Origin of the sequence: Pseudomonas argentinensis (genome assembly GCF_001839655.2) — a bacterium.
Classification (GTDB): Bacteria; Pseudomonadota; Gammaproteobacteria; order Pseudomonadales; family Pseudomonadaceae; genus Aquipseudomonas; species Aquipseudomonas argentinensis_B.
In genome coordinates this window covers 4370667-4389911 of the sequence record NZ_CP056087.1, presented here as the reverse complement: position 1 = coordinate 4389911, position 19245 = coordinate 4370667, and the positions used below count along the sequence as shown (strand labels likewise).

Genomic DNA, 19245 nt, shown 5'->3' with positions numbered 1-19245 from the left:
GCATTCTCATCGGCCAGGGGCTCAGGCAGCGAAATTCTTCGCCACGAAGTCCCAGTTGACCAGGTTCCAGAACGCCTCGACATACTTCGGACGCACGTTACGGTAGTCGATGTAGTAGGCGTGTTCCCAGACGTCGCAGGTCAGCAGCGGGGTGTCGCCGCTGGTCAGCGGGCAGCCGGCGCCGATGGTGCTGGCCAGGGCCAGGGAGCCGTCAGCCTTCTTCACCAGCCAGCCCCAGCCGGAACCGAAGGTGCCGATGCTGACCTTGCTGAACTCTTCCTTGAATGCGTCGAAGGAACCGAAGGCCTTGTCGATGGCCGCCGCCAGTTCGCCGGTGGGCTGGCCGCCGCCGTTGGGGCTCAGGCAGTTCCAGTAGAAGGTGTGGTTCCACACCTGGGCGGCGTTGTTGAAGATGCCGCCGGAGGACGTCTTGACGATCTCTTCCAGGCTCTTGCCTTCGAACTCGGTGCCGGGCACCAGGTTGTTCAGGTTCACGACATAGGTGTTGTGGTGCTTGTCGTGGTGGAACTCCAGGGTTTCCTTGGAGATGTGCGGCTGCAGGGCATCGTGTGCGTACGGCAGCGGCGGCAATTCGAAAGCCATGGTTATTCTCCTAATCAGGTCTGTTGCGATGAGCGCAAGGCCGATCACGGGCGGCCAAACATGCGTCGGCGGATTTGTACCCTTTGCGACGCAGGGCAGGGATCATAGCACCGGGGCTACGCCATAACCACGCGGCAACTGTGCGGGATACCGGGGCCAGAGCCGTCGCGGCGATTCAGCTCAGCTTCATCATCGCCACGCCGGCGACAATGATCAGGCAGGCCACGGCGCGCAGCGGCGGCAGGCTTTCCTTGAGCCACAGCCGGCCGATCAGCAGGGCGAACACCACGCTGGTTTCACGCAGCGCCGAAACCAGTGCCACCGGCGCCAGGGTCATGGCCCAGATGGCGATGCTGTAGGCCAGCATGGACATGGCGCCGCCGAGCAGGCCGGCGCGCCAGTGCGGGCCGAGCGCCGAGATAATGGCTGGGCCGCGCTGGCCTAGGGTCTGTTTCCATTTCAGTGCGGCCGTGCGTGAAACGGGAACAGACCCTAGCATCACCAGGGCCATCACCAGGCCGTTGACCGCGAACAGCCATGCCGAATACGACAGCGGGTCGCCATTGGCGCGGGCGCCGCTGGCGTCGGCCAGGGTGTAGCCGGCGATGAACAGCGCGGTCAGCAGGGCATTGATCAGCAGGCTGCTGCGGGGGCGGCCATGACCGCCGCGCATCGCCATCAGCCAGATGCCGCCGACCAGCACGCCAAGGCCCAGCCACTGGCCGGAGGGCAGCACCTCGCCAAGCAGCAGTACCGACAATGCGGCCACCAGCAGCGGCGAGCTGCCGCGGGAGAGGGGGTAGACCTGGCCGAGGTCGCCATGCTGGTAGGCGCGGCTCAAGAACAGGTTGTAGCCGATATGCAGCAGCGCCGAGAGGATGATCCATGGCCAGGCCGCGGCGGCCGGCACGGCCACGAAGGGCAGGGCGAGAAGGGCGACGATGCCGGCGCCGATCTGGATCAGCGAGGCGGTGAGGAAGCGATCCAGGCCGATCTTGAGCAGCGCGTTCCAGCCGGCGTGCAGGGCCGCGGCGGCGATGACCATGAGAAAGACGCCTGTTTCCACTGCTGCTCCGCCGGTTGCCTGGAGCGCGCCAGCATAGCAGCTGGGCGCGCGTCATGCGGGCGTTACAGCGGGCTGGCGATCAGTTGCCAGGCGATGGCGAACATCATGGCCGCGACCACCAGGTCGATGATCCGCCAGGTCAGCGGGCGGGCCAGCCAGGGCGCCAGCCAGGCGGCGCCGAGGGCCAGGCACAGGAACCACAGCAGCGAGGCGCTGGCCGCGCCGGCCGCGTAGGCAGGCGGCACGGCTTGCTGGGCGCCGAGGGAGCCGATCAGCAGCACGGTATCCAGGTACACGTGGGGGTTGAGCAGGGTGACCGCCAGGGTCGCCAGCAATACCGCGCGCAACGAGCGCGGCGCCCCCGTCTCGGCCTGCAGGCCGGCCGGGCGGCAGGCGCGCCGCAGCGCCTGGGCGCCGTACCAGATCAGAAACGCCGCGCCGCCCCAGCGGGCGACCCCGAGCAGCCATTCGCTCTGCAGCAGCAGGGTGGCCAGGCCGAACACGCCAGCGCTGATCAACAGCGCGTCACAGATGATGCACAGCAGCGCCACGGGCAGGTGATGCTCGCGGCGCAGGCTCTGGGCGAGCACGAAAGCGTTCTGGGCGCCGAGGGCGATGATCAGGCCGGCGGTGATCGCCAGGCCGTTGGTGTAGCTCTGCCACATGGTGAGGGTCCTTGCGTAACCGAGCGCATCGGGCGCAATCAGCGGGTTGGGATGGCTATCAGTCTGCGCCCCGAGCCTGTATAAGAAAAACCAATAGTGCTGATCGCTCATTAGGAAAATCGATTGCTCGATTACAAGTTGCTGGCCGCTCTTGCCGCGGTCGTCGAACAGGCCGGTTTCGAACGTGGGGCCCAGGTGCTCGGCCTGTCGCAGTCGGCCGTATCCCAGCGCATCAAGCTGCTGGAGGCACGCATCGGCCAGCCGGTGCTGCTGCGCGCCATGCCGCCGACGCCCACCGATATCGGCCGGCGGCTGCTCAACCATGTTCAGCAGGTGCGCCTGCTCGAGCGCGACCTGCAGCAGCAGGTGCCAAGCCTGGAGGCGGATGGGCAAACCCAGCGCCTGCGCATCGCCGTCAATGCCGACAGCCTGGCGACCTGGTGGGGCAGGGCGGTGGCGGAGTTCTGCGCCAGCCATCGGGTGCTGCTGGAACTGGTGGTCGAGGATCAGGAGGTGGGCCTCAAGCGCATGCGTGCTGGCGATGTGGCCGCCTGCGTGTGCGCCGCGGAGCGCCCGGTATCCGGCGCGCGCAGCCTGGCGCTGGGCGCCATGCGCTACCGGGCCATGGCCAGCCCGGCATTTATTGCCCGGCATTTTCCCGATGGGGTGAGTGCCGAGCGCATCGGTCAGGTGCCGGCCATCGTGTTCGGCCCGGATGACCAGTTGCAGCATCGTTATCTGAGCGAGCTTGGCCTGTCGGGCAGCTTCCTGCATCACCTGTGCCCGTCGTCCGAGGGCTTCCTGCGCCTGACCGCCGAAGGCCTGGGCTGGGGCATGGTGCCCGAGCCGCAGATGGCCGAGGCGATGGCCCGCGGCGAGCTGGTCGAACTGCTCCCGGAGCGGCCCATCGACGTACCCCTATACTGGCACCACTGGCGCAACGGCGGCGAGTTGCTCGACCAGCTCACCCGGCACCTGCAGCGCCATGCCGGTGATTACCTGGTGCCGCTGCCGTGAACACGGCTGCCATGATCGGCGCGACGCCTTATAGTGCGCGCAGCAGCGGGCGGAGGGCGTGATGAAGATTCTGGTCACCGGAGCAAGCGGGTTCATTGGCGGGCGTTTCGCGCGGTTCGCCCTCGAACAGGGCCTGGACGTGCGCGTCACCGGCCGCCGCGAGGAGGCGTTCGAGCACCTGGTCCGCCGCGGCGCGCAGTTCATGCCCGGCGATCTGGCCGACCCCGAACTGGCGCTGGCGCTGTGCAGCGACGTCGAGGCCGTGGTGCACTGCGCCGGCGCCGTCGGCGTGTGGGGCCGTTACCAGTACTTTCACCAGGGCAACGTGGTGCTTACCGAGAACGTCATCGAGGCCTGCCTCAAACGCGGGGTGCGCCGCCTGGTGCACCTGTCCTCGCCGTCGATCTATTTCGATGGCCGCGATCACCTCGGCCTGCGCGAAGACCAAGTGCCCAAACGCTTCTCCAGCCATTACGCGCGCACCAAGTTTCTCGCCGAACAGCGCCTGTTCGGTGCCCAGGAGTTCGGCCTGGAAGTGCTGGCGCTGCGGCCGCGCTTCGTGACCGGCGCGGGGGACGTGAGCATCTTCCCGCGGCTGATCGCCCTGCAGCGCAAAGGCCGCCTGGCGATCATCGGCAACGGTCTGAACAAGGTCGACTTCACCAGCGTGCACAACCTCAGCGATGCCCTGTTCGGCGCCTTGCTGGCCGCCGGGCCGGCGCTCGGCAAGGCCTACAACATCAGCAATGGCGCGCCGCTGCCGCTATGGGACGTGGTCAATTACGTGCTGCGCCAGCTGGAGTTGCCGCCGGTCACCCGCCATGTTCCGGTGGCCCTGGCGCGCAGCCTGGCCGTTGCCAGCGAGGGCGTGTGCAGCCTGCTGCCCGGGCGCCCCGAGCCCGCGCTGACCCGCCTGGCGGTGGATGTGATGAGCCGCGATTTTTCCCTGGATATCAGCCAGGCACGCGAGCACCTGGACTACCAGGCAAGCCATGGCCTGTGGCCGGCCCTGGACGAGTTCTGCCGCTGGTGGCGGGCGCAGGGCTAGACCCGCGAACCGTGCGTCGTGCCGGGTGGTCGCGGAACCCGAGGTGCCTGCAACGGGTCTCTGTGCCCAATGCAGGTCGCCGCGGCATGTCCATTACTGGCACTACGACACCCAAGCGCCAGCCGTGAATCGGTATACTGCGCGCACTTTGCCTCCACCCTGGCTTTTTCAAGGTTCTCCCCATGCGTAACGATGCCCATGACGAATTCGATGACGTACCCAGCCTGACCCCGGACCGCCGCGATCAGGACGATTTCGAACCCGAGCCGCAGCCCTACGCCCGTAACGGCGCGGCTTCGCGTACGGCCAAGGCGCCACGCGCGGCGAGCACCGGACCGCTGTGGGCGCTGGTCGGTGCCCTGAGCATCGCCCTGGCGGGCCTGGGCTGGTGGAGCTTCCAGCAGATCAGCCTGATGGAGCAGCAACTGGTGGCGACCCAGGAAAGCTTCGCGCGTATCAGCGAGGAAGCGGCCGGACGTATTCAGGATATTTCCGGCAAGGTGGTGGCGGCCGAATCCAACGTCACCACCGGCAGCGAGGCGCTGCGCCTGCAGGTGCGTCAACTGGAGAACAAGGTCGCCGAACTGGGCAAGCAGCAGCAGGCGGCGGGCGGCCAGCAGAGCGGGCAGGACAAGCGCATCGAGCAGCTGGTCGCCGACCTCAAGGCCCAGCAGGGCGATGCCGGCCAGTACGCCGACAGCCTGAAGACCTTGGGCAGCGGCCAGGACGCACTCAAAAGCGAGCTGGCCGCGCTGAAAACCGAACTGGCTTCGCTGAAGAGCAGCCAGGGCGACGCCGGCAAGCTGGCTGCTCAGGTCAAGAGCCTGGCGGGTGATGTCGAGGCGCTGAAAAAAGCCGGTAATTCCAACGCGGCAGTCGAGCGTCTGGAACAGGACATGCTGGTACTCAAGAGCCAGCTGGACAACCGCCCGGCTGCCAGCAGCGGCAGCAGCACCGCCGAGTTCGACGCCTACCGCGCGCAGACCACCCGTAGCATCAATACGCTGCAGGCGCAGATACAGAACCTGCAGCAGCAGATCGACGCTCGCTGAGAACCATCTGCGGCGCGTCGGCCCTGCGGCTGTCTAGCTCTGAAGCAGGTTTACACCGTTTCAGACAAAAGGGCGTACCGGGCGGCGATCCGTTCGCGAAGGCAGTACGCCGTGACAGGCTGGCAGCATGCTCGTGCAGGTGAGTCGCCCGCGGCCGGCGTCCGGTCGGCCCTACGCAGTTGATGTTCCAGGGAGTCGCCAGCCAACAAAAAGCCCGCGTTTTACGCGGGCTTTTTATTGTCGCTAAGGAAAGTTACAGGCGCGGGTAGTCGATATAGCCGACCGGGCCGGAGCCGTAGAAGGTTTCCTTGTGTGGCTCGTTCAGCGGAGCGTCCTGGCGCAGGCGCTCGGGCAGGTCCGGGTTGGCAATAAAGGGCACGCCAAAGGCCACGGCGTCGGCCTTGCCGCTGGCCAGCCAGGCGTTGGCCTGGTCCTTGGTGAAGCCTTCGTTGGCGATGAACACGCCGCCGAACGCCTCTTTCAGGCTTGGCGACAGGCTGTCGTCGGCTTCGTGCTCACGGGCACACAGGAAGGCGATGTTGCGCTTGCCCAGCTCCCGCGCCACATAGGTGAAGGTTTCGGCGCGGTTGGAATCGCCCATGTCGTGGCTGTCGGCACGCGGCGCCAGGTGCACGCCGATGCGGCCCGGTTCCCACACGCTCAGCACCGCATCGGTCACTTCCATCAGCAGACGGGCACGGTTTTCCAGGCTGCCACCGTAGTTGTCGGTGCGCCGGTTGGTGCTGTCCTGCAGGAACTGGTCGAGCAGGTAACCGTTGGCGGCGTGAATTTCCACACCGTCGAAGCCGGCAGCCTTGGCGTTCTCGGCACCCTGGCGGTAGGCCTCGATGACGTCGGCGATCTCTTCGCTTTCCAGGGCCCGCGGCGTGACGAAGTCCTTCATCGGGCGGATCAGGCTGACGTGGCCGGCGGGCTTGATGGCGCTCGGGGCCACCGGCAGTTCGCCGTCCAGGTAGACCGGATCGGAGATGCGGCCCACATGCCAGAGTTGCAGGACGATCTTGCCGCCATTGGCGTGCACAGCCTTGGTCACGCCGCTCCAGCCACGCACCTGGTCGTCGGACCAAATACCGGGCGTGTTCGGGTAGCCGACGCCCATGGGCGTGACTGAAGTGGCCTCGCTGATGATCAGGCCAGCCGAGGCGCGCTGCACGTAGTACTCGGCCATCAAGGCATTGGGTACGCGGCCTTCGTCGGCGCGGCAGCGGGTCAGGGGCGCCATGATGACGCGGTTGGCGAGTTCCAGATCGCCGATCTTGATGGGGTCGAACAGTGTGGTCATTGCCTAGATCCTCGAATCATTCGCTCGGTAAGGGTTGTTGGACAGGTTGGACAGGTCGGCTTGCGATAGCATGAAGGTCACAGATCACGGGTGATCCGCTCGATAAAGGCCTCGATGGTCGCGTCGTTGCGCTTGAAGAAGTTCCACTGGCCGACCTTGCGGCTGGTCACCAGGCCGGCACGCTGCAAGGTGGCGAGGTGGGCCGAGACCGTGGATTGCGACAGCCCGGTGGCCTGGTCGAACTTGCCGGCGCACACGCCGATCTCGAAGGAATGGTCAGGCTGCACAAAGTGCGCTTCGGGCTCTTTCAGCCAGCGCAGAATGTCGCGGCGCACGGGATGGGCCAGCGCCTTGAACACTTCGTCCAGGTCCATCTCTTCAGGGTTCATCGGCTCTCCTGCGTAGCTGCAACGGCATATCGCGATGGGGCGAACTTTATATCGACACTTGGCGATATACAGATCGTTCAAGCAGATAGTGCATATCGACCGGCATGATGGCTCACCTCTCGCCGCGGGCGGGGCGAGGCTTTAAGCTGGGTGGCATGAATTACCTCGCACACCTTCATCTGGGCGGCGATGCGCCCGCCGAATTGCTCGGCAGCCTGTACGGCGACTTCGTCAAAGGGCCACTAGCCGGGCAGTGGCCGGCCGCTATAGAGGCTGCCATCGCGCTGCACCGGCGCATCGACGCCTTTACCGACAGCCATCCGTTGCAGGCCAGGGCGCGGGCGCGTTTTCCCGCCGAGCGCCGCCGTGTGGCCGGGATCTTTCTTGATCTGTTCTTCGATCATTGTCTGGCCCGCGATTGGCAGCGTTATAACGATCAGCCGCTGCAGCGTTTTACTGACCGCGTCTATCGCCTGCTGGCCGCCGAGCCGCAGCTGCCCGGCAGCCTGCAGTACATCGCCCCGCGCATGGCCGCCCAGGACTGGCTGGGCAGCTATGAGGATTTCGAGGTGCTGGATCAGGTGATCGCCGGCATGTCGCGGCGCCTTTCTAGGCCAGGTTTGCTGGACGGTGGGATGGACGAGCTACGTCGGCTCTACGAGTCGCTGAGCGAGGATTTCAGCGCCTTCTACCCCGAGCTGATAGCCTTTGCCCGGGAGCAGCGCGGCGCATAGCGCCGTTGCATCGTTCTCACCCCGCGAGCTGACGGCAGGACTTCAATGCTGCTCTGAAGCGTTCTGCAATGTCTCGAACAGGGCTGCATCGACCTTCTTGCGCCGTGCGCCTTCCAGGTGCGCGCGCATGCGGTCGGCGGCGGCGAGGCGGTCGCCCTGTTCGATCAGATCGAGGATTTCCAGGTGCTGCTCGACCTGGGCGCGGCGATGTTTACGGGACACGTCCACGCGGTATTCGACCAGGCGGCGCAGGCGGTCCAGGCGCTTGAGCGATTGCAGCAGAAAGCGGTTGCCGGAAAACCCGGCGATGATCTCGTGGAAGCGCGAGTTGGCTTCGTAGAGTTCCTCGATGGTCATGCTCAGGTAGCCGCCTTCGGCGATGAACGTCTGCTGCTTGCGGCAGTTGGCCAATAGCTCGCGGTCGATCTGGAAGGTCGGCGACAACAGCCCGGCCGGCTCGATGATGGAGCGAAAGGCGAAGCTTTCCTCGTAGGCCTCGATCGAGTCGATCACCGGCAGCATTTTCCAGCCTTGGCCGCTGCGCTGCTCGGCCCAGCCTTCCTGCTGCATGCGCAGCAGCGCCGCGCGCAATTCGGCGCGGGACACCCCGAACTGGCGCATCAGCTCGATCTCGGTGAACTGCTCGGGCAACTGCCGCGACAGGCGCAGGGCGACGAAGCGGCGATACACCGAATCTTCCTCGGCCTCGGCGATTTCCTGCACCAGTTCGTTGAGCTCGTCGGCTGCCTGGGCGAGGAAGAAACCGCGGTTACGGTCGTGCTTGAGCATGCCACGTTCGGCGAGGTGATTGAGCACGAACTTCACCGGGGTACGTGAGGTGTTCAGCGTCTGTGCCAGGTGCGATTCGGCCAGGTGATGGCCGATGGGCAGTCGCTCGCGACGCACGTAGGCGATGACCTCGCGGGCGACGCGCTTCTGCAGGGCAGTGAGAACCGCCGAACGGGTGTTGTCCTGGGCCATGGCAGCGAACGTCGATTCCTGTCTGGGGTGATGCATCTTTGCCGACCAGCTCGGCAGGCGCTGCATTCTGCTACGTAATCGGGGCCACGGAAAGATGCCGGTTGGCTGAAGGCTTTTCAACTTAGAATTGTTTTTTATGCGCCTAAAGATCAATAATAGGTGCGTCGATTCACGAGGCTAGCGGCAAATTTACTAGATGAATGCCGTTGTGCTCGACAGGCTGTGAACAACGTAGCGATAAAAGACATAGAACAAACAAGGCTTTCGTTTTCCGCGACCACCTCGATCCGCTCTCTCACCAGGCTGCTGGTGCACGTACGAAGGGGACGCCATGTTCAAAACCCACTGGATCAATCACCTGGGAACACCGCTGGTCGGTGCCCTCGGCGCGGTGATCGCGACGGTCATCGGCTGGCCGCTGCCCTGGATGATCGGCTCGCTGGTGGCGGTGATTCTGGTGCGCTGCTTCAGCACCTGGCAGTTGCAGCCGCTGCCGGGCGGGCGCAAGTTCGGCCAGTGGATCATCGGTATCGGCATCGGTCTGCACTTCACGCCGGCGCTGGTCGCACAGATCGCCGGGCACCTGCTGCCGATCATCATCGGTGCCTTGATCACCGTGCTCAGCAGCATCGCCGGCGTGTGGTTCATGCGCCGCACCGGCGAGACCATGGCCACGGCCTACTTTTCCAGCATGCCGGGTGGCTCCAGCGAGATGGTCAACCTCGGTGCTCGCAACGGCGCCGAACTGACCCGCGTCGCGGCGGCGCAAAGCCTGCGGGTGGTGGCCGTGGTGCTGCTGGTGCCAGCGGTATTCAAGTTCCTGCTCGGCGATGGCGGGGTGCATCACCACGCCCTTCACGTAGACTGGTTGTGGCTGGCGCTGATCCTGCCGGCGGCGGCCTTGGCCGGCTGGCTGCTGCAGCGCTACCGCCAGCCGAACCCCTGGCTATTCGGGCCGCTGCTGGTCAGCGCCGCCGCCAGCATCGGCTTCGACCTGAGCAGCACGCTGCCGGCCGGCGCCAGCCAGGTCGGCCAATTGATGATCGGCAGCGCCTTGGGCTGCTTCTTCAACCGTGCGTTCTTTCGTTATGCCCCGTCATTTCTGGCCCGTACCCTGATCACCACCCTGGTGATGATGCTGGTGGCCTTCGTCGGTGCGGTGCTGGTCGGCTGGGCCAGCGGGCTGGATATCCAGTCCCTGACCCTGGGGATGATGCCCGGCGGCATCGCCGAGATGAGCCTGACGGCCGAGACCCTGCAGCTGGCGGTGCCGCTGGTGACCGCCATGCAGGTGGTGCGCCTGTTCCTGGTGTTGTTTCTGGCCGAGCCGATCTTCCGGCGTTGGTTGCAGAGCGATAGCCCGCAGTTGCGGCGGGCTTGATCGAAACTACATAGGCAGCGGCCGTAGCCTGGGAAAGCGGATATCTGCGTAGTACCCGTGGGAGCGGGCCATGCCCGCGATTCGCGCGCATGGCGCGCTGCCACAACCGCTGCCGTGCCTGATCTTGAAAATGAACCGAGTTTCGTAGGGTGGACCGGGACGCGTAGCTGACGCTTCATCCGTCCACCAAGGTAGAAACCGTGGGGTGGATGAAAAGAGCGTCATCCACCTACGAGACTCAAGCAGAGCGTATGGAAGGATCCGTCGGGAAAGCTCGCGGCTAAAGCCGCTCCCACGTGATCGCTGAAATCCGATTTGCCTTATCGCCCTCGCACCTTGGAAAGATGAATTCCCAGATAGCGAAGATCGTGAACAGCTTCTAAGCCGCAGCCTGAGTCACCGGCTGCGCCCCATACAGCGCTTCGCTGACCACTGCCTGGGCGCGGCGGGCCAGGTCGTTGCGGTTGCCCGAGTTGCTGGCAATCGGCTCGAGCAGCTGGATCTCCACCTCGGCGACATCGCTTCTCATCAGGCGCAGCAGGTGCGAGAGCATGTCGTCGTCGCCGATAAAGGGCGTCACATCGCAGCGCTGCCCACCGCGAACATAGCGAATGGCGACCGGCTGCAGGTCGACGCCGCTTTCGATGGCGCTGCTCAGCAGGCGACCGTGGAAGGTGCGCAGGGCCGCGCCGTCGCAGGTGGTGCCTTCGGGGAAGATCAGCAGGTGGCGGCCGCCGTTCAGGTGACGACCCAGTTGCTGGTTGAGCAGGCCGCCGTCACCGGCGCCGCGGCGGATGAACAGGGTGCCGGCCTTGTGGGCCAGCCAGCCGGCCAGCGGCCAGGTGCGCACCTCGGCCTTGGACAGGAACGACAGCGGCGCCAGCATGCCGAGCAGTGGAATGTCGGTCCATGAGATGTGATTGCTCAGCCACAGCATCGGTTTTTGCGGTATCTGCCCCTGCACGCTGACGCGAAAGGGCAGGGCATTACCCAGGCGGGCGAGAAACCAGCGAGTCAGGCGCTGGCGCAGGCCCAGCAAGTCACGGCGGGTCAGGCGTTCTATCGGCACCAGAGAGGCGGCCAGCAACGCGCCGACGCCGAGCACTGCCGCAAGACGGGTCAGGCGCAGGTAGAGACGCAGTTTGTTCATGGATTTTTGGCCTGGAACTAAGAGGGAAGGGCGCTAAAGCGGACAGCGCCTGGCGCGGCCTTTCTACCGTGCCAGGGCGCAGCGTTCAAGTCCCGCTCAGACCGCAGCCTTGAAGTGCCGGGCATAGCGCGGGCACAGCTCGTCGCGCTTGAGCAGGATGAACACGTCGGCGACCTGGAAGTCCTTGTCCCAGCAGGGCTCGCCGCAGATCTTGGCGCCCAGACGCATGTAGGCCTTGAGCAGTGGCGGCATCTCGGCGATCACGTTGCCCGAGATCTCCAGGCTGGGCAGCGGCGTTTTCGGCTCGGCGCGCAGGTTCTCGGTGCACAGGTAGCGTTCGCGCAGGCGTTGCATGATGGCCTGGGCCTGGATGCCGCCATCCTGCATGGGGATGCTGGCGCAGCCCATCAGGTAGCGGTAACCGCCTTCGTTGAGCACTTCGGCCAGCTCGGCCCAGAGCACCGCTATGGTACCGCCGTTGCGGTAGGCGGCATCGACGCAGGTGCGGCCGATTTCCAGCACCGGGCCTTGCAGGTGGCGCAGGCCATGCAGGGCGAATTCCTCTTCGCTGTAGAAACGCCCCAGGCTGGCGGCTGCCTGATGGTCGAGCAGGCGCGTGGTGGCCACCAGTTCGCCGCTGTTCAGATCGCGCACGCCGATGTGCTGGCAGTGCACGTCGTAGTCGTCCATGTCCAGGCCCAGCTCGGCGCCCTTGAGCTTGGCATCGAATTCGGCGCTGAACACGCGAAAGCGCAGGGCCTGGGCTTCGCGCAGGGCGTGCGGCGTGGTCAGGCGCTCGGCCTGCAGGCGTCGGGGAGTGTTGCTGCGCTCGGGTGCCATGGCGTTCTGGGTCATGCCTTACCTCCGTTGCGGGTCGGGCAGCCTCGCTGCGCACGAACCGGATTGGCCTGCAGACCTGAGTAATCTCAGGAAACACATTCAGGCTAGGGAGGGCGGGTGTCACGCCTGTGAAGGTTCGGTGATGCTTGTGTGACAGGCCCACCGCGCGGGGGAGGGCACTAATCACGCGTGCAGCAAGGGGGCATCCTGCTTACCATGTGCGCTCCTCGACCCTGCGAGCGCCCACTGCGTATGTTCTTCATCAGAAACCTCGGCCTGCCCTTCATCTTGATCATCGGCGGCGTGGTCGCCTTGATGGGGCTGGCGATCCTCTCCCGGCAGGGCGGTGATGCAGCGGGCTGGGCGCGGGCGATCTTTCCCTGGATGATCCTTTTGCCGGCCCTTGGCGCGGCCTGGGCGGCACGGCGGCTGGTGCAGATCGGGCAGTGGCGGCGCGGCACCCTGAATGGCGGTTGCCCGCGTTGCACCGGGGTGATGGCGGGCGGGCGTTGCCGCATGTGCGGGCAGCGCCTGTAAGCCGACGGTCGGCTTTGCTGATCCAGGTCATCACGCGCCTGGCGACCGCTGCCTAGGCTTTGCGCCTCTGCCTGACGAGTGTGCCGGTATGCGCCGCGACCCCATCGTGCTGTTCGACAACGGCACCCATCGCTGCATGATGTTCGACGATCTGGTCAGCGGCGAGGGCGTGCAGTCCAACCGGTTCCTGATCATCGACCATGACCAGTACCTGCTGCTCGACCCGGGTGGCGACCCGACCTACATGCCGTTGACCATGGAGCTGTCCAAGCATATTGCCGTGCAGGCGCTGACCTATATCTTCGCCTCGCACCAGGACCCGGACATCATCGCTTCGCTGGGCAAATGGTTGCTGCACACCAGGGCCCAGGTCATCTGTTCCAAGCTGCGGGCACGTTTTCTGCCGCACCTGACGGCCAACTACCTGGCGCTGAGCCGCGGCATCAACACCTTCGATCGCGTCATCGCCCTGCCTGACCGCGGCCAGTTCTTCGCCCTCGCGCATTGCACGCTCAAGGCCGTGCCGGCGCATTTCCTGCACTCGGTGGGCAACTTCCAGCTCCATGATCCGCTGACCAGGATCCTCTTCTCCGGCGACATGGGCGCCTCGATGCTCGAGGACAGCGGCCCGGTGACCGATTTCGCCGCCCATGTGCCTAGGGCTTTCATCGCCGCTACATGGCCAGCAACAAGGCCTGCCGGCTGTGGGCCACCATGGTCCGTGACATGGACGTGGAGATGATCGTGCCGCAGCATGGCCGGCCGTTCGTGGGCCGCGCGCTCAGCGCCTTTCTGTACTGGATCGAGAATCTGGAGTGCGGGCTCGACCTGCTCGGACCCGAGGATCACCGTCTGCCGCGCTGATCGCCACGCTTTGCAAGGTGCACGCGCCCGGCTATCGTGGCGCTTTCCCCGCTGCCGCCGAGATGTCATGCGCTGCTTTTCCCACCTTCTCTGTGTGAGTGACTGATGCCCGGTCAGGTCTATCCCTGGCGCCAGGGCAACCAGTTCACGCTGCTCGACGACGGCCCGGCGTTCTTTCCACGGATGATCGCCTGCATCGACGCCGCCCGTGAAACGGTCGAACTCGAACAGTACCTGGTGTGCAGCAGCGCCTGCACCGATGCGCTGCTGCGCGCCTTGTGCGAAGCGGCCGAGCGAGGGGTGGCGGTGCGCTGTCTGTTCGACGCATTCGGCTGTCAGGCGCTGAATGCCGCCGACCGCCAACGCATGCTCGATGCCGGCATCCAGCTGCGCTGGTACAACCCGCTGCGCTGGCGGCGTGGCGTGCGCAACCTGTACCGCGACCACCGCAAGCTGCTGGTGGTAGACAGCCAGCTGGCCTTCGTGGGCGGCACCGGCTCGACCGATGATTTCTGGATGCCGGGTCAGCCCGAGAGCGCCTGGCATGAAGTGATGGTGGAAATCGAAGGACCGCTGGTAGCCGACTGGTTGCAGCTGTTCGACCGCCAGTGGCAGGCCAACAATTCGCGCTTCGCCTGGCGCCCCTATCTCACCCCCCATCGCCAGCCCTTGCCGCACCTGCCCGCGGCGGGCACTGGTTGGGGCCGGGTAGCCTATGCCGATGCCCGCCAGCATCGCGACATCCTGCAGTCGTTGGTACGCGCGCTCAACGGCGCCCAGCACCGAGTGTGGTTGGCCACGCCTTATTTCCTGCCCACCTGGCGGGTGCGCCGGGCCCTGCGCAAGGCCGCAGGCCGTGGCGTCGACGTGCGCCTGCTGCTCAGCGGCCGGCATACCGACAACCCGCCGGTGCGCTTCGCCGGGCAGCGTTACTACCCGCGGCTGCTCAGGGCAGGCGTGCGCATTTTCGAATTCCGCCCGCGCTTCCTGCACCTGAAAATGGTGCTGGTGGACGACTGGACCAGCGTCGGTTCCTGCAACTTCGACCACTGGAACCTGCGCTTCAACCTCGACGCCAACGTCGAAACGCTGGACGCCGCCTTCACCGCGGCGGTGCAGCGCAGTTTCGAGCGCGATTTCCCGCAAAGCCGCGAGGTCGACCTGCAGATGTGGCAGGCGCGGCCGTTCTGGACCCGCGTGCGTCAGCGCATCTGGGGCTGGGCGGATCGGCTGATCGTCAACCTGCTCGATCGACGCCGCTGATTCGCCCCCGGTATCCGCTGGTAAAGGCGCATGGTGGTGCCTACCCCTGGCGCCGTTTCCACCCGCACATCACCGTGGTGTTGGCGAACTCCCGGGCCATCGTCGCGGGCGCTCAGCACCAGGTAATTGCCGTCGCTCGATTGCTCGTTGCCGACCAGCTGCTCCTGGTGGGTGGCGATCAGCACCTGACCGCGGCCCCGCATGGCGTCGCGGGCATTGCTGAGCAGATTGAGCACCACTGCCTGCAACTGCACCCCGTCGCACATCACGCCGACATTGCAGGCACCCAGGCCGCCCAGGGTACCGGCCAGCAGCTCGTGGGCGGCGCCAAGGCGTTCGCTGAAATCGATGCGCTCCAGCTCCGATCCGTCCTGGCGGAGGTTGGCGAGCAGCTGGCGGATCAGCTTGCCGCCTTGTTCCACCGCCTGCAGGCCGATCCCCGTGAAGCGCTCCACGTCCGCCGTGGGCCATCTGCAGGCTGGTGCTGAGCACCTGGAGCAGGTTGTTGAGGTCGTGGACGATGCTGGCGGTCAGCATGCCCAGCGATGACAGGCGGCGCACGTGACGCAGTGATTGCTCGGCCTCGCGGTGACGTGCCTGGGCCCGCTCATCCTCGAGGATGTCGAGGTATTCGAGCGAGCGCACGCGCTCTTCGTTCGTCGTGCGGCACGGGGCAGGGCGATGGGGATCGGCGGGTACCGCGCGAAAGTGGCGGCATGTGCGCTGTACGCTGTACCAGGCAGGCATCTTGGCGGCGCTGCCGGCGAATCGAGCAGGGCGCGCGTGGGCAGTGCGGAGCGCCCGCTTGAAAGTGTTGAACCAGGGTTTTGCCGCTTCGGTCACAACCTGCAGATGGCCTTGCAAGGCCGCGCACAGCCGTTAGCCGATGAGGTAGTTCCATGCAGATCTTCGAAGCGTTGCGCGAGAGTCATGACCGCCAGCGGGCGATGGCCGAGGCACTGGTCGCGACCACCGGCGATTCCCCCGAGCGGGCCCGTTATTACAGCGAGCTGAAGGACGAACTGCTGGCCCATGCCCGGGCCGAGGAACGGTTCTTCTATTCACCGCTGATGAAACACGACGCCGGGGTCGATCTGTCCCGCCATGGTGTGGCCGAGCACCATGAAATGGACGAGTTGCTGGAAACCCTGGAAGACACCGACCCTTCCAGCCCGTCGTGGATCGCCACGGCGCGCAAGCTCAAGGACAAGATCTTCCATCATCTGGAAGACGAAGAGCACACCTTCTTCCAGCAGGCCGGCAAGATGCTCACCGACCAGCAGAAAACCACGCTGGCCACCCAGTACGTGAAGGACTACGAGGACGCACTGGACTGACCGGTGCCCAGCTTGGCGGTCAGTCGGCGAGCAGTTCACGCACCCGCGAGGCCAGGGCATCGAGGGTGAACGGTTTGGTCAGCACGGTGATACCGGGCGCCAGCTGCCCGTCGGTGAGCAGCGAGTTCTCCGCATAGCCGGTTATCAGCAGCACCGGCATGGCCGGCCTGACCAGGCGTCCGGCGTCGGCCATCTGCCGGCCGTTCATGCCGCCGGGCAGGCCCACGTCACTGATCAACAGGTCGATGGCGGCGTCGGAGTGCAACAGGCCGATGCCGGCTGCGCTGTCGCCGGCCTCGATCACCCTGAGGCCCAACTCTTCCAGCACATCGGTCACCAGCAGGCGGATCGTCGGTTCGTCGTCGACCACCAGCACGGTCTTGCCTTGCCGTTCTGTAGCGGGTTGAAGAGCGGCCGTGCTGTCGGGCCGGACCTCGCTTTGCGGGTTGCCGCTATGGCGGGGCAGGTACAGGGTGACCACCGTGCCTTCGCCGACCACCGAGACGATGCGCATCTGCCCGCCCGACTGCTTGGCGAAACCGTAGGCCATGGACAGCCCAAGGCCGGTGCCTTCGCCGATTGGCTTGGTGGTGAAGAACGGCTCCACCGCGCGGGCGACGATCTGCGCCGGCATGCCCACGCCTTCGTCACTGACCGCCAGGCTCAGGTACGGCCCCTCGGCCAGGTTGAGCGCCGCGGCCTGGGTGGCATCGATGTGCAGGTTGCGGGTGGCGGTCTTGATCACACCGCCCTTGGGCATGGCGTCACGGGCATTGATACACAGGTTGAGCAGGGTGTTTTCCAGCTGCGAGGCGTCCACCAGGGCCGTCCACAGGTCGGCCTGCAGATCGCTTTCCAGGCGGATGCCGGGGCCAACGGTGCGCTGGATCAATTCCAGCATGCCGGCGATCAGCTGATTGGCATCGGTGGGCTTGGGTAGCAGGGTCTGCCGGCGCGAGAAGGCCAGTAGTCGGTGGGTCAGCGCCGCGGCACGGCGGGTGGCGGTTTCCGCCGCGCCCATGTACCGCCCGAGTTCATGGAAGCGGCCCTGCTCGATACGCAGGTGCATCAACTCCAGCGCGCCGGAAATGCCCGCCAGCAGGTTATTGAAGTCATGGGCCAGACCACCGGTCAGCTGGCCGATAGCTTCCATCTTCTGGGACTGGCGCAGGGATTCCTCGGCCATGTGCTGGGCGGTGACGTCGCGGCCGACGAAATGGAAAATCCGCCCAGACGGATCCGGCGCGGCGGTCCACATGAACGAGCGCGTCTCGCCGCTCTTGCTGCGCAGGCGGCTGGTGAAACCGCTGACCTTCTCGCCGTTGCCCAGGCGCTCCAGGAGGCCGAGCACGTCGGCCCGGTCGTCTTCGACCACCACCTCGAGAAACGGCATGCTCAGCAGCTTTTCCGCGTCCCAGCCGAGCAACTGGGTCCAGGCCGGGTTGATGGTCTTGAAGTAACCGTCCAGGCCTGCCGAGCCCATCAGGTCGTTGGTACTCTCCCACAGGCGGTCGCGCTCGGCGGTGCGCTTGCGCAGCTCGGCGCGGTTGAGTTTCTCGCGGGTGATGTCGCGCGCCGAGCAATAGGTCTTGCGGCCATCGGGCACGGCCACCCAGGACAGCCAGCGCCATTCGCCGTTGCGGCAGCGGAAACGATGTTCCAGGCCCAGCGCCGGCTCGCCGGCCTCCTTGAATTTCAGCCATACGTTTTGCGTACCGGGCTGATCCTTGGGGTGGACGAATTCGAGAAAGTGCACGCTTGCCAGCTCTTCCTCGCTCCAGCCCAGGGTGGCCTGCCAGGCTGGGTTGGTGGCTTCGAAGTAGCCATCGTGGTTGAGCACGCCGAGCAGGTCGGGGGTGATCTGCCAGGTGCGGCCCCGTTCGAAGGTCTGGGCGATGACCTTCTGTTCCAGTTCGGCATTGAGCGCCATGACCCGCGCCATGGCACGGTCGCGTTCGCCTTCGATGGCGCGCCGCTCTTCGACGTTGATCAGCACGCCGGGAAAGCTCAGGCCCGTGCCGTCGGCGGCCAGTTCCACGCGGCCGTTGGCCTCCAGCCAGTAGTAATGGCCGTCGGCGCGGCGCACGCGGTACTGGTGGGCATAGGGGCCACCCCGGGCAATCGCTTCGTTGATGGCGGCATGCAGGCTGTCGATATCCTCGGGGTGCACCGTCGCCACCACCTGTTGCAGGCTGAGGCCCCGGCGGCCCAGCGCCGGGTCGAGGCCAAAGCTGCGGGCGAAGGCTTCATCGACGGTGAACTGGTTGGTCGGCAGGTCCCAGAACCAGGTGCCGATGATCGCGCCGGCGGCCAGCGCCAGCTGCACCCTTTCGGCGTTGGCGATGGCCGGCTGCTCGATGGTCACCACCTGGGTGGTTTCGATGGCTACGTTGAGAAAGCCGGCAATCGCTCCGCTGGCGTCGCTCAGCGGGCTGTAGGAGAAGGTCCAGTAGCTGTCTTCGGGATAGCCATTGCGGGTGATCAGCAGGTGCATGTTCTGCTGGTGCACGGGTTTGCCCGTCAGTACCTGGTCGACCAGCGGGCCGACGCCAGGCCAGACCTCTTCGATCGGACGCCCCAGTGCCGCCGGGTGGCGCTCACCAAGCAGGGCAATATAGGCATCGTTGTAGATCAGGGTCCGCGCAGGCCCCCAGGCCGCACACATGGCGAAACTGCTGGTGCGCATGATGGCGCAGGTGGTGCGCAGCTCGGCAGGCCAGCGGTCTTGCGCGCCCAGCGGTGTAGTGGCCCAGTCGAAATCGTCGAGGATGGATGGCACGGGAGAAACCTTGCCCTGGTAGTGCGGTTCAGGCTGCAAGTGTGCCATTAGCGGGCATCGGGTACACAGTGCCTTCTGCGCCGATTGTCAGCGGTCATTGATAATTCTTGCGATAAGCCATCGCCACCTGATACAGAGTTGTACAGCGCGTGTTCGCTGTAGAACTTCTTGCCGCTTCGCTGCTCGAACTCAGAACAGGGGCCACCATTCGGTTCCGCCAGCAGCGCTATAGGTAA

18 protein-coding genes and 1 pseudogene are annotated in these 19245 nt (G+C 65.6%); 9 read left to right on the top strand and 10 right to left on the bottom strand.

What is annotated here, in order from left to right; genetic code table 11:
- Positions 1 to 21: 21 nt before the first annotated feature.
- The 3 genes from SA190iCDA_RS19855 to SA190iCDA_RS19845 form a co-directional block, all read right to left on the bottom strand.
- The gene (locus tag SA190iCDA_RS19855) at positions 22 to 603 is read right to left on the bottom strand and encodes a superoxide dismutase (protein WP_070885743.1); all 582 of its coding nucleotides are present in this window, start codon (positions 601 to 603) and stop codon (positions 22 to 24) included.
- 175 nt (positions 604 to 778) lie between these two features.
- Positions 779 to 1669, bottom strand: a complete 891-nt coding sequence (locus SA190iCDA_RS19850) for an EamA family transporter (protein ID WP_070885742.1) — start codon at positions 1667 to 1669, stop codon at positions 779 to 781.
- A 62-nt stretch (positions 1670 to 1731) separates the two neighbouring features.
- Complete coding sequence (locus SA190iCDA_RS19845; RefSeq protein ID WP_070885741.1) at positions 1732 to 2334, bottom strand: LysE/ArgO family amino acid transporter; 603 nt, start codon at positions 2332 to 2334, stop codon at positions 1732 to 1734.
- A 123-nt stretch (positions 2335 to 2457) separates the two neighbouring features.
- On the opposite strand from SA190iCDA_RS19845, the gene SA190iCDA_RS19840 reads away from it, so the two are divergent.
- The 3 genes from SA190iCDA_RS19840 (at position 2458) to SA190iCDA_RS19830 (ending at position 5451) form a co-directional block, all read left to right on the top strand.
- Entirely contained in the window at positions 2458 to 3351 is an 894-nt protein-coding gene (locus tag SA190iCDA_RS19840) for a LysR family transcriptional regulator ArgP (protein ID WP_070885740.1), read from the top strand.
- Positions 3352 to 3412: 61 nt separating this feature from the next.
- Positions 3413 to 4399: an NAD-dependent epimerase/dehydratase family protein gene (locus tag SA190iCDA_RS19835; protein WP_070885739.1), complete on the top strand. Its 987-nt coding sequence runs from the start codon at positions 3413 to 3415 to the stop codon at positions 4397 to 4399.
- 182 nt (positions 4400 to 4581) lie between these two features.
- Positions 4582 to 5451 (top strand): ATPase, encoded by an 870-nt coding sequence (locus SA190iCDA_RS19830; RefSeq protein WP_070885738.1) that lies wholly within the window; start codon positions 4582 to 4584, stop codon positions 5449 to 5451.
- A 253-nt stretch (positions 5452 to 5704) separates the two neighbouring features.
- Here the strand turns inward: SA190iCDA_RS19830 and SA190iCDA_RS19825 are convergent, their stop codons facing one another.
- Both SA190iCDA_RS19825 and SA190iCDA_RS19820 read right to left on the bottom strand, forming a co-directional pair.
- Entirely contained in the window at positions 5705 to 6754 is a 1050-nt protein-coding gene (locus tag SA190iCDA_RS19825) for an alkene reductase (protein WP_070885737.1), read from the bottom strand.
- 77 nt (positions 6755 to 6831) lie between these two features.
- On the bottom strand, positions 6832 to 7128 hold the full coding sequence (locus SA190iCDA_RS19820; protein ID WP_139159479.1) for an ArsR/SmtB family transcription factor: 297 nt from the start codon (positions 7126 to 7128) through the stop codon (positions 6832 to 6834).
- Positions 7129 to 7298: 170 nt separating this feature from the next.
- On the opposite strand from SA190iCDA_RS19820, the gene SA190iCDA_RS19815 reads away from it, so the two are divergent.
- Positions 7299 to 7877, top strand: a complete 579-nt coding sequence (locus SA190iCDA_RS19815; RefSeq protein ID WP_070885735.1) for an ACP phosphodiesterase — start codon at positions 7299 to 7301, stop codon at positions 7875 to 7877.
- 42 nt (positions 7878 to 7919) lie between these two features.
- Here SA190iCDA_RS19815 and SA190iCDA_RS19810 read toward each other — a convergent pair whose 3' ends face one another.
- Entirely contained in the window at positions 7920 to 8894 is a 975-nt protein-coding gene (locus SA190iCDA_RS19810; protein ID WP_236100924.1) for a GntR family transcriptional regulator, read from the bottom strand.
- Between the two features lie 295 nt (positions 8895 to 9189).
- Here SA190iCDA_RS19810 and SA190iCDA_RS19805 point away from each other — a divergent pair, with 295 nt between their 5' ends.
- The gene (locus SA190iCDA_RS19805; protein WP_070885733.1) at positions 9190 to 10239 is read left to right on the top strand and encodes an AbrB family transcriptional regulator; all 1050 of its coding nucleotides are present in this window, start codon (positions 9190 to 9192) and stop codon (positions 10237 to 10239) included.
- Positions 10240 to 10618: 379 nt separating this feature from the next.
- Here SA190iCDA_RS19805 and SA190iCDA_RS19800 read toward each other — a convergent pair whose 3' ends face one another.
- Together SA190iCDA_RS19800 and olsB are read right to left on the bottom strand one after the other, a co-directional pair.
- Entirely contained in the window at positions 10619 to 11389 is a 771-nt protein-coding gene (locus SA190iCDA_RS19800; RefSeq protein WP_070885732.1) for a lysophospholipid acyltransferase family protein, read from the bottom strand.
- A 96-nt stretch (positions 11390 to 11485) separates the two neighbouring features.
- Positions 11486 to 12244 (bottom strand): L-ornithine N(alpha)-acyltransferase, encoded by a 759-nt coding sequence (gene olsB, locus SA190iCDA_RS19795; RefSeq protein ID WP_070885731.1) that lies wholly within the window; start codon positions 12242 to 12244, stop codon positions 11486 to 11488.
- A gap of 237 nt (positions 12245 to 12481) precedes the next feature.
- Between olsB and SA190iCDA_RS19790 the strand changes: the two genes are divergently transcribed.
- The 3 genes and pseudogenes from SA190iCDA_RS19790 (at position 12482) to SA190iCDA_RS19780 (ending at position 14893) form a co-directional block, all read left to right on the top strand.
- Complete coding sequence (locus SA190iCDA_RS19790; RefSeq protein ID WP_070885730.1) at positions 12482 to 12766, top strand: hypothetical protein; 285 nt, start codon at positions 12482 to 12484, stop codon at positions 12764 to 12766.
- A gap of 88 nt (positions 12767 to 12854) precedes the next feature.
- A pseudogene (locus tag SA190iCDA_RS19785) lies at positions 12855 to 13630 on the top strand (MBL fold metallo-hydrolase).
- A 105-nt stretch (positions 13631 to 13735) separates the two neighbouring features.
- Positions 13736 to 14893 carry a phospholipase D-like domain-containing protein gene (locus tag SA190iCDA_RS19780; RefSeq protein ID WP_070885729.1) on the top strand — a complete coding sequence of 386 codons (1158 nt, stop codon included), beginning with the start codon at positions 13736 to 13738 and terminating at the stop codon, positions 14891 to 14893.
- Here SA190iCDA_RS19780 and SA190iCDA_RS19775 read toward each other — a convergent pair.
- Complete coding sequence (locus SA190iCDA_RS19775; RefSeq protein ID WP_070885728.1) at positions 14833 to 15348, bottom strand: hypothetical protein; 516 nt, start codon at positions 15346 to 15348, stop codon at positions 14833 to 14835. The two genes, SA190iCDA_RS19780 and SA190iCDA_RS19775, sit on opposite strands and share 61 nt — an antisense overlap.
- 444 nt (positions 15349 to 15792) lie before the next feature.
- Between SA190iCDA_RS19775 and SA190iCDA_RS19770 the strand changes: the two genes are divergently transcribed.
- On the top strand, positions 15793 to 16230 hold the full coding sequence (locus SA190iCDA_RS19770; protein WP_070885727.1) for a hemerythrin domain-containing protein: 438 nt from the start codon (positions 15793 to 15795) through the stop codon (positions 16228 to 16230).
- 19 nt (positions 16231 to 16249) lie between these two features.
- Here the strand turns inward: SA190iCDA_RS19770 and SA190iCDA_RS19765 are convergent, their stop codons facing one another.
- Positions 16250 to 19009, bottom strand: a complete 2760-nt coding sequence (locus SA190iCDA_RS19765; protein WP_070885785.1) for a PAS domain-containing protein — start codon at positions 19007 to 19009, stop codon at positions 16250 to 16252.
- Positions 19010 to 19245: the final 236 nt, after the last annotated feature.

What these genes read in the sequence shown, in the direction of transcription:
- SA190iCDA_RS19830 (WP_070885738.1), top strand. Translation starts at nt 4,582, where the DNA reads ATGCGTAACGATGCCCATGACGAATTCGATGACGTACCCAGCCTGACC.
- SA190iCDA_RS19770 (WP_070885727.1), top strand. Translation starts at nt 15,793, where the DNA reads ATGCAGATCTTCGAAGCGTTGCGCGAGAGTCATGACCGCCAGCGGGCG.
- SA190iCDA_RS19820 (WP_139159479.1), bottom strand. Translation starts at nt 7,128, where the DNA reads ATGGACCTGGACGAAGTGTTCAAGGCGCTGGCCCATCCCGTGCGCCGC.
- SA190iCDA_RS19800 (WP_070885732.1), bottom strand. Translation starts at nt 11,389, where the DNA reads ATGAACAAACTGCGTCTCTACCTGCGCCTGACCCGTCTTGCGGCAGTG.
- olsB (WP_070885731.1), bottom strand. Translation starts at nt 12,244, where the DNA reads ATGACCCAGAACGCCATGGCACCCGAGCGCAGCAACACTCCCCGACGC.
- SA190iCDA_RS19780 (WP_070885729.1), top strand. Translation starts at nt 13,736, where the DNA reads ATGCCCGGTCAGGTCTATCCCTGGCGCCAGGGCAACCAGTTCACGCTG.
- SA190iCDA_RS19790 (WP_070885730.1), top strand. Translation starts at nt 12,482, where the DNA reads ATGTTCTTCATCAGAAACCTCGGCCTGCCCTTCATCTTGATCATCGGC.
- SA190iCDA_RS19835 (WP_070885739.1), top strand. Translation starts at nt 3,413, where the DNA reads ATGAAGATTCTGGTCACCGGAGCAAGCGGGTTCATTGGCGGGCGTTTC.
- SA190iCDA_RS19815 (WP_070885735.1), top strand. Translation starts at nt 7,299, where the DNA reads ATGAATTACCTCGCACACCTTCATCTGGGCGGCGATGCGCCCGCCGAA.
- SA190iCDA_RS19805 (WP_070885733.1), top strand. Translation starts at nt 9,190, where the DNA reads ATGTTCAAAACCCACTGGATCAATCACCTGGGAACACCGCTGGTCGGT.
- SA190iCDA_RS19810 (WP_236100924.1), bottom strand. Translation starts at nt 8,894, where the DNA reads ATGCATCACCCCAGACAGGAATCGACGTTCGCTGCCATGGCCCAGGAC.
- SA190iCDA_RS19855 (WP_070885743.1), bottom strand. Translation starts at nt 603, where the DNA reads ATGGCTTTCGAATTGCCGCCGCTGCCGTACGCACACGATGCCCTGCAG.
- SA190iCDA_RS19845 (WP_070885741.1), bottom strand. Translation starts at nt 2,334, where the DNA reads ATGTGGCAGAGCTACACCAACGGCCTGGCGATCACCGCCGGCCTGATC.
- SA190iCDA_RS19825 (WP_070885737.1), bottom strand. Translation starts at nt 6,754, where the DNA reads ATGACCACACTGTTCGACCCCATCAAGATCGGCGATCTGGAACTCGCC.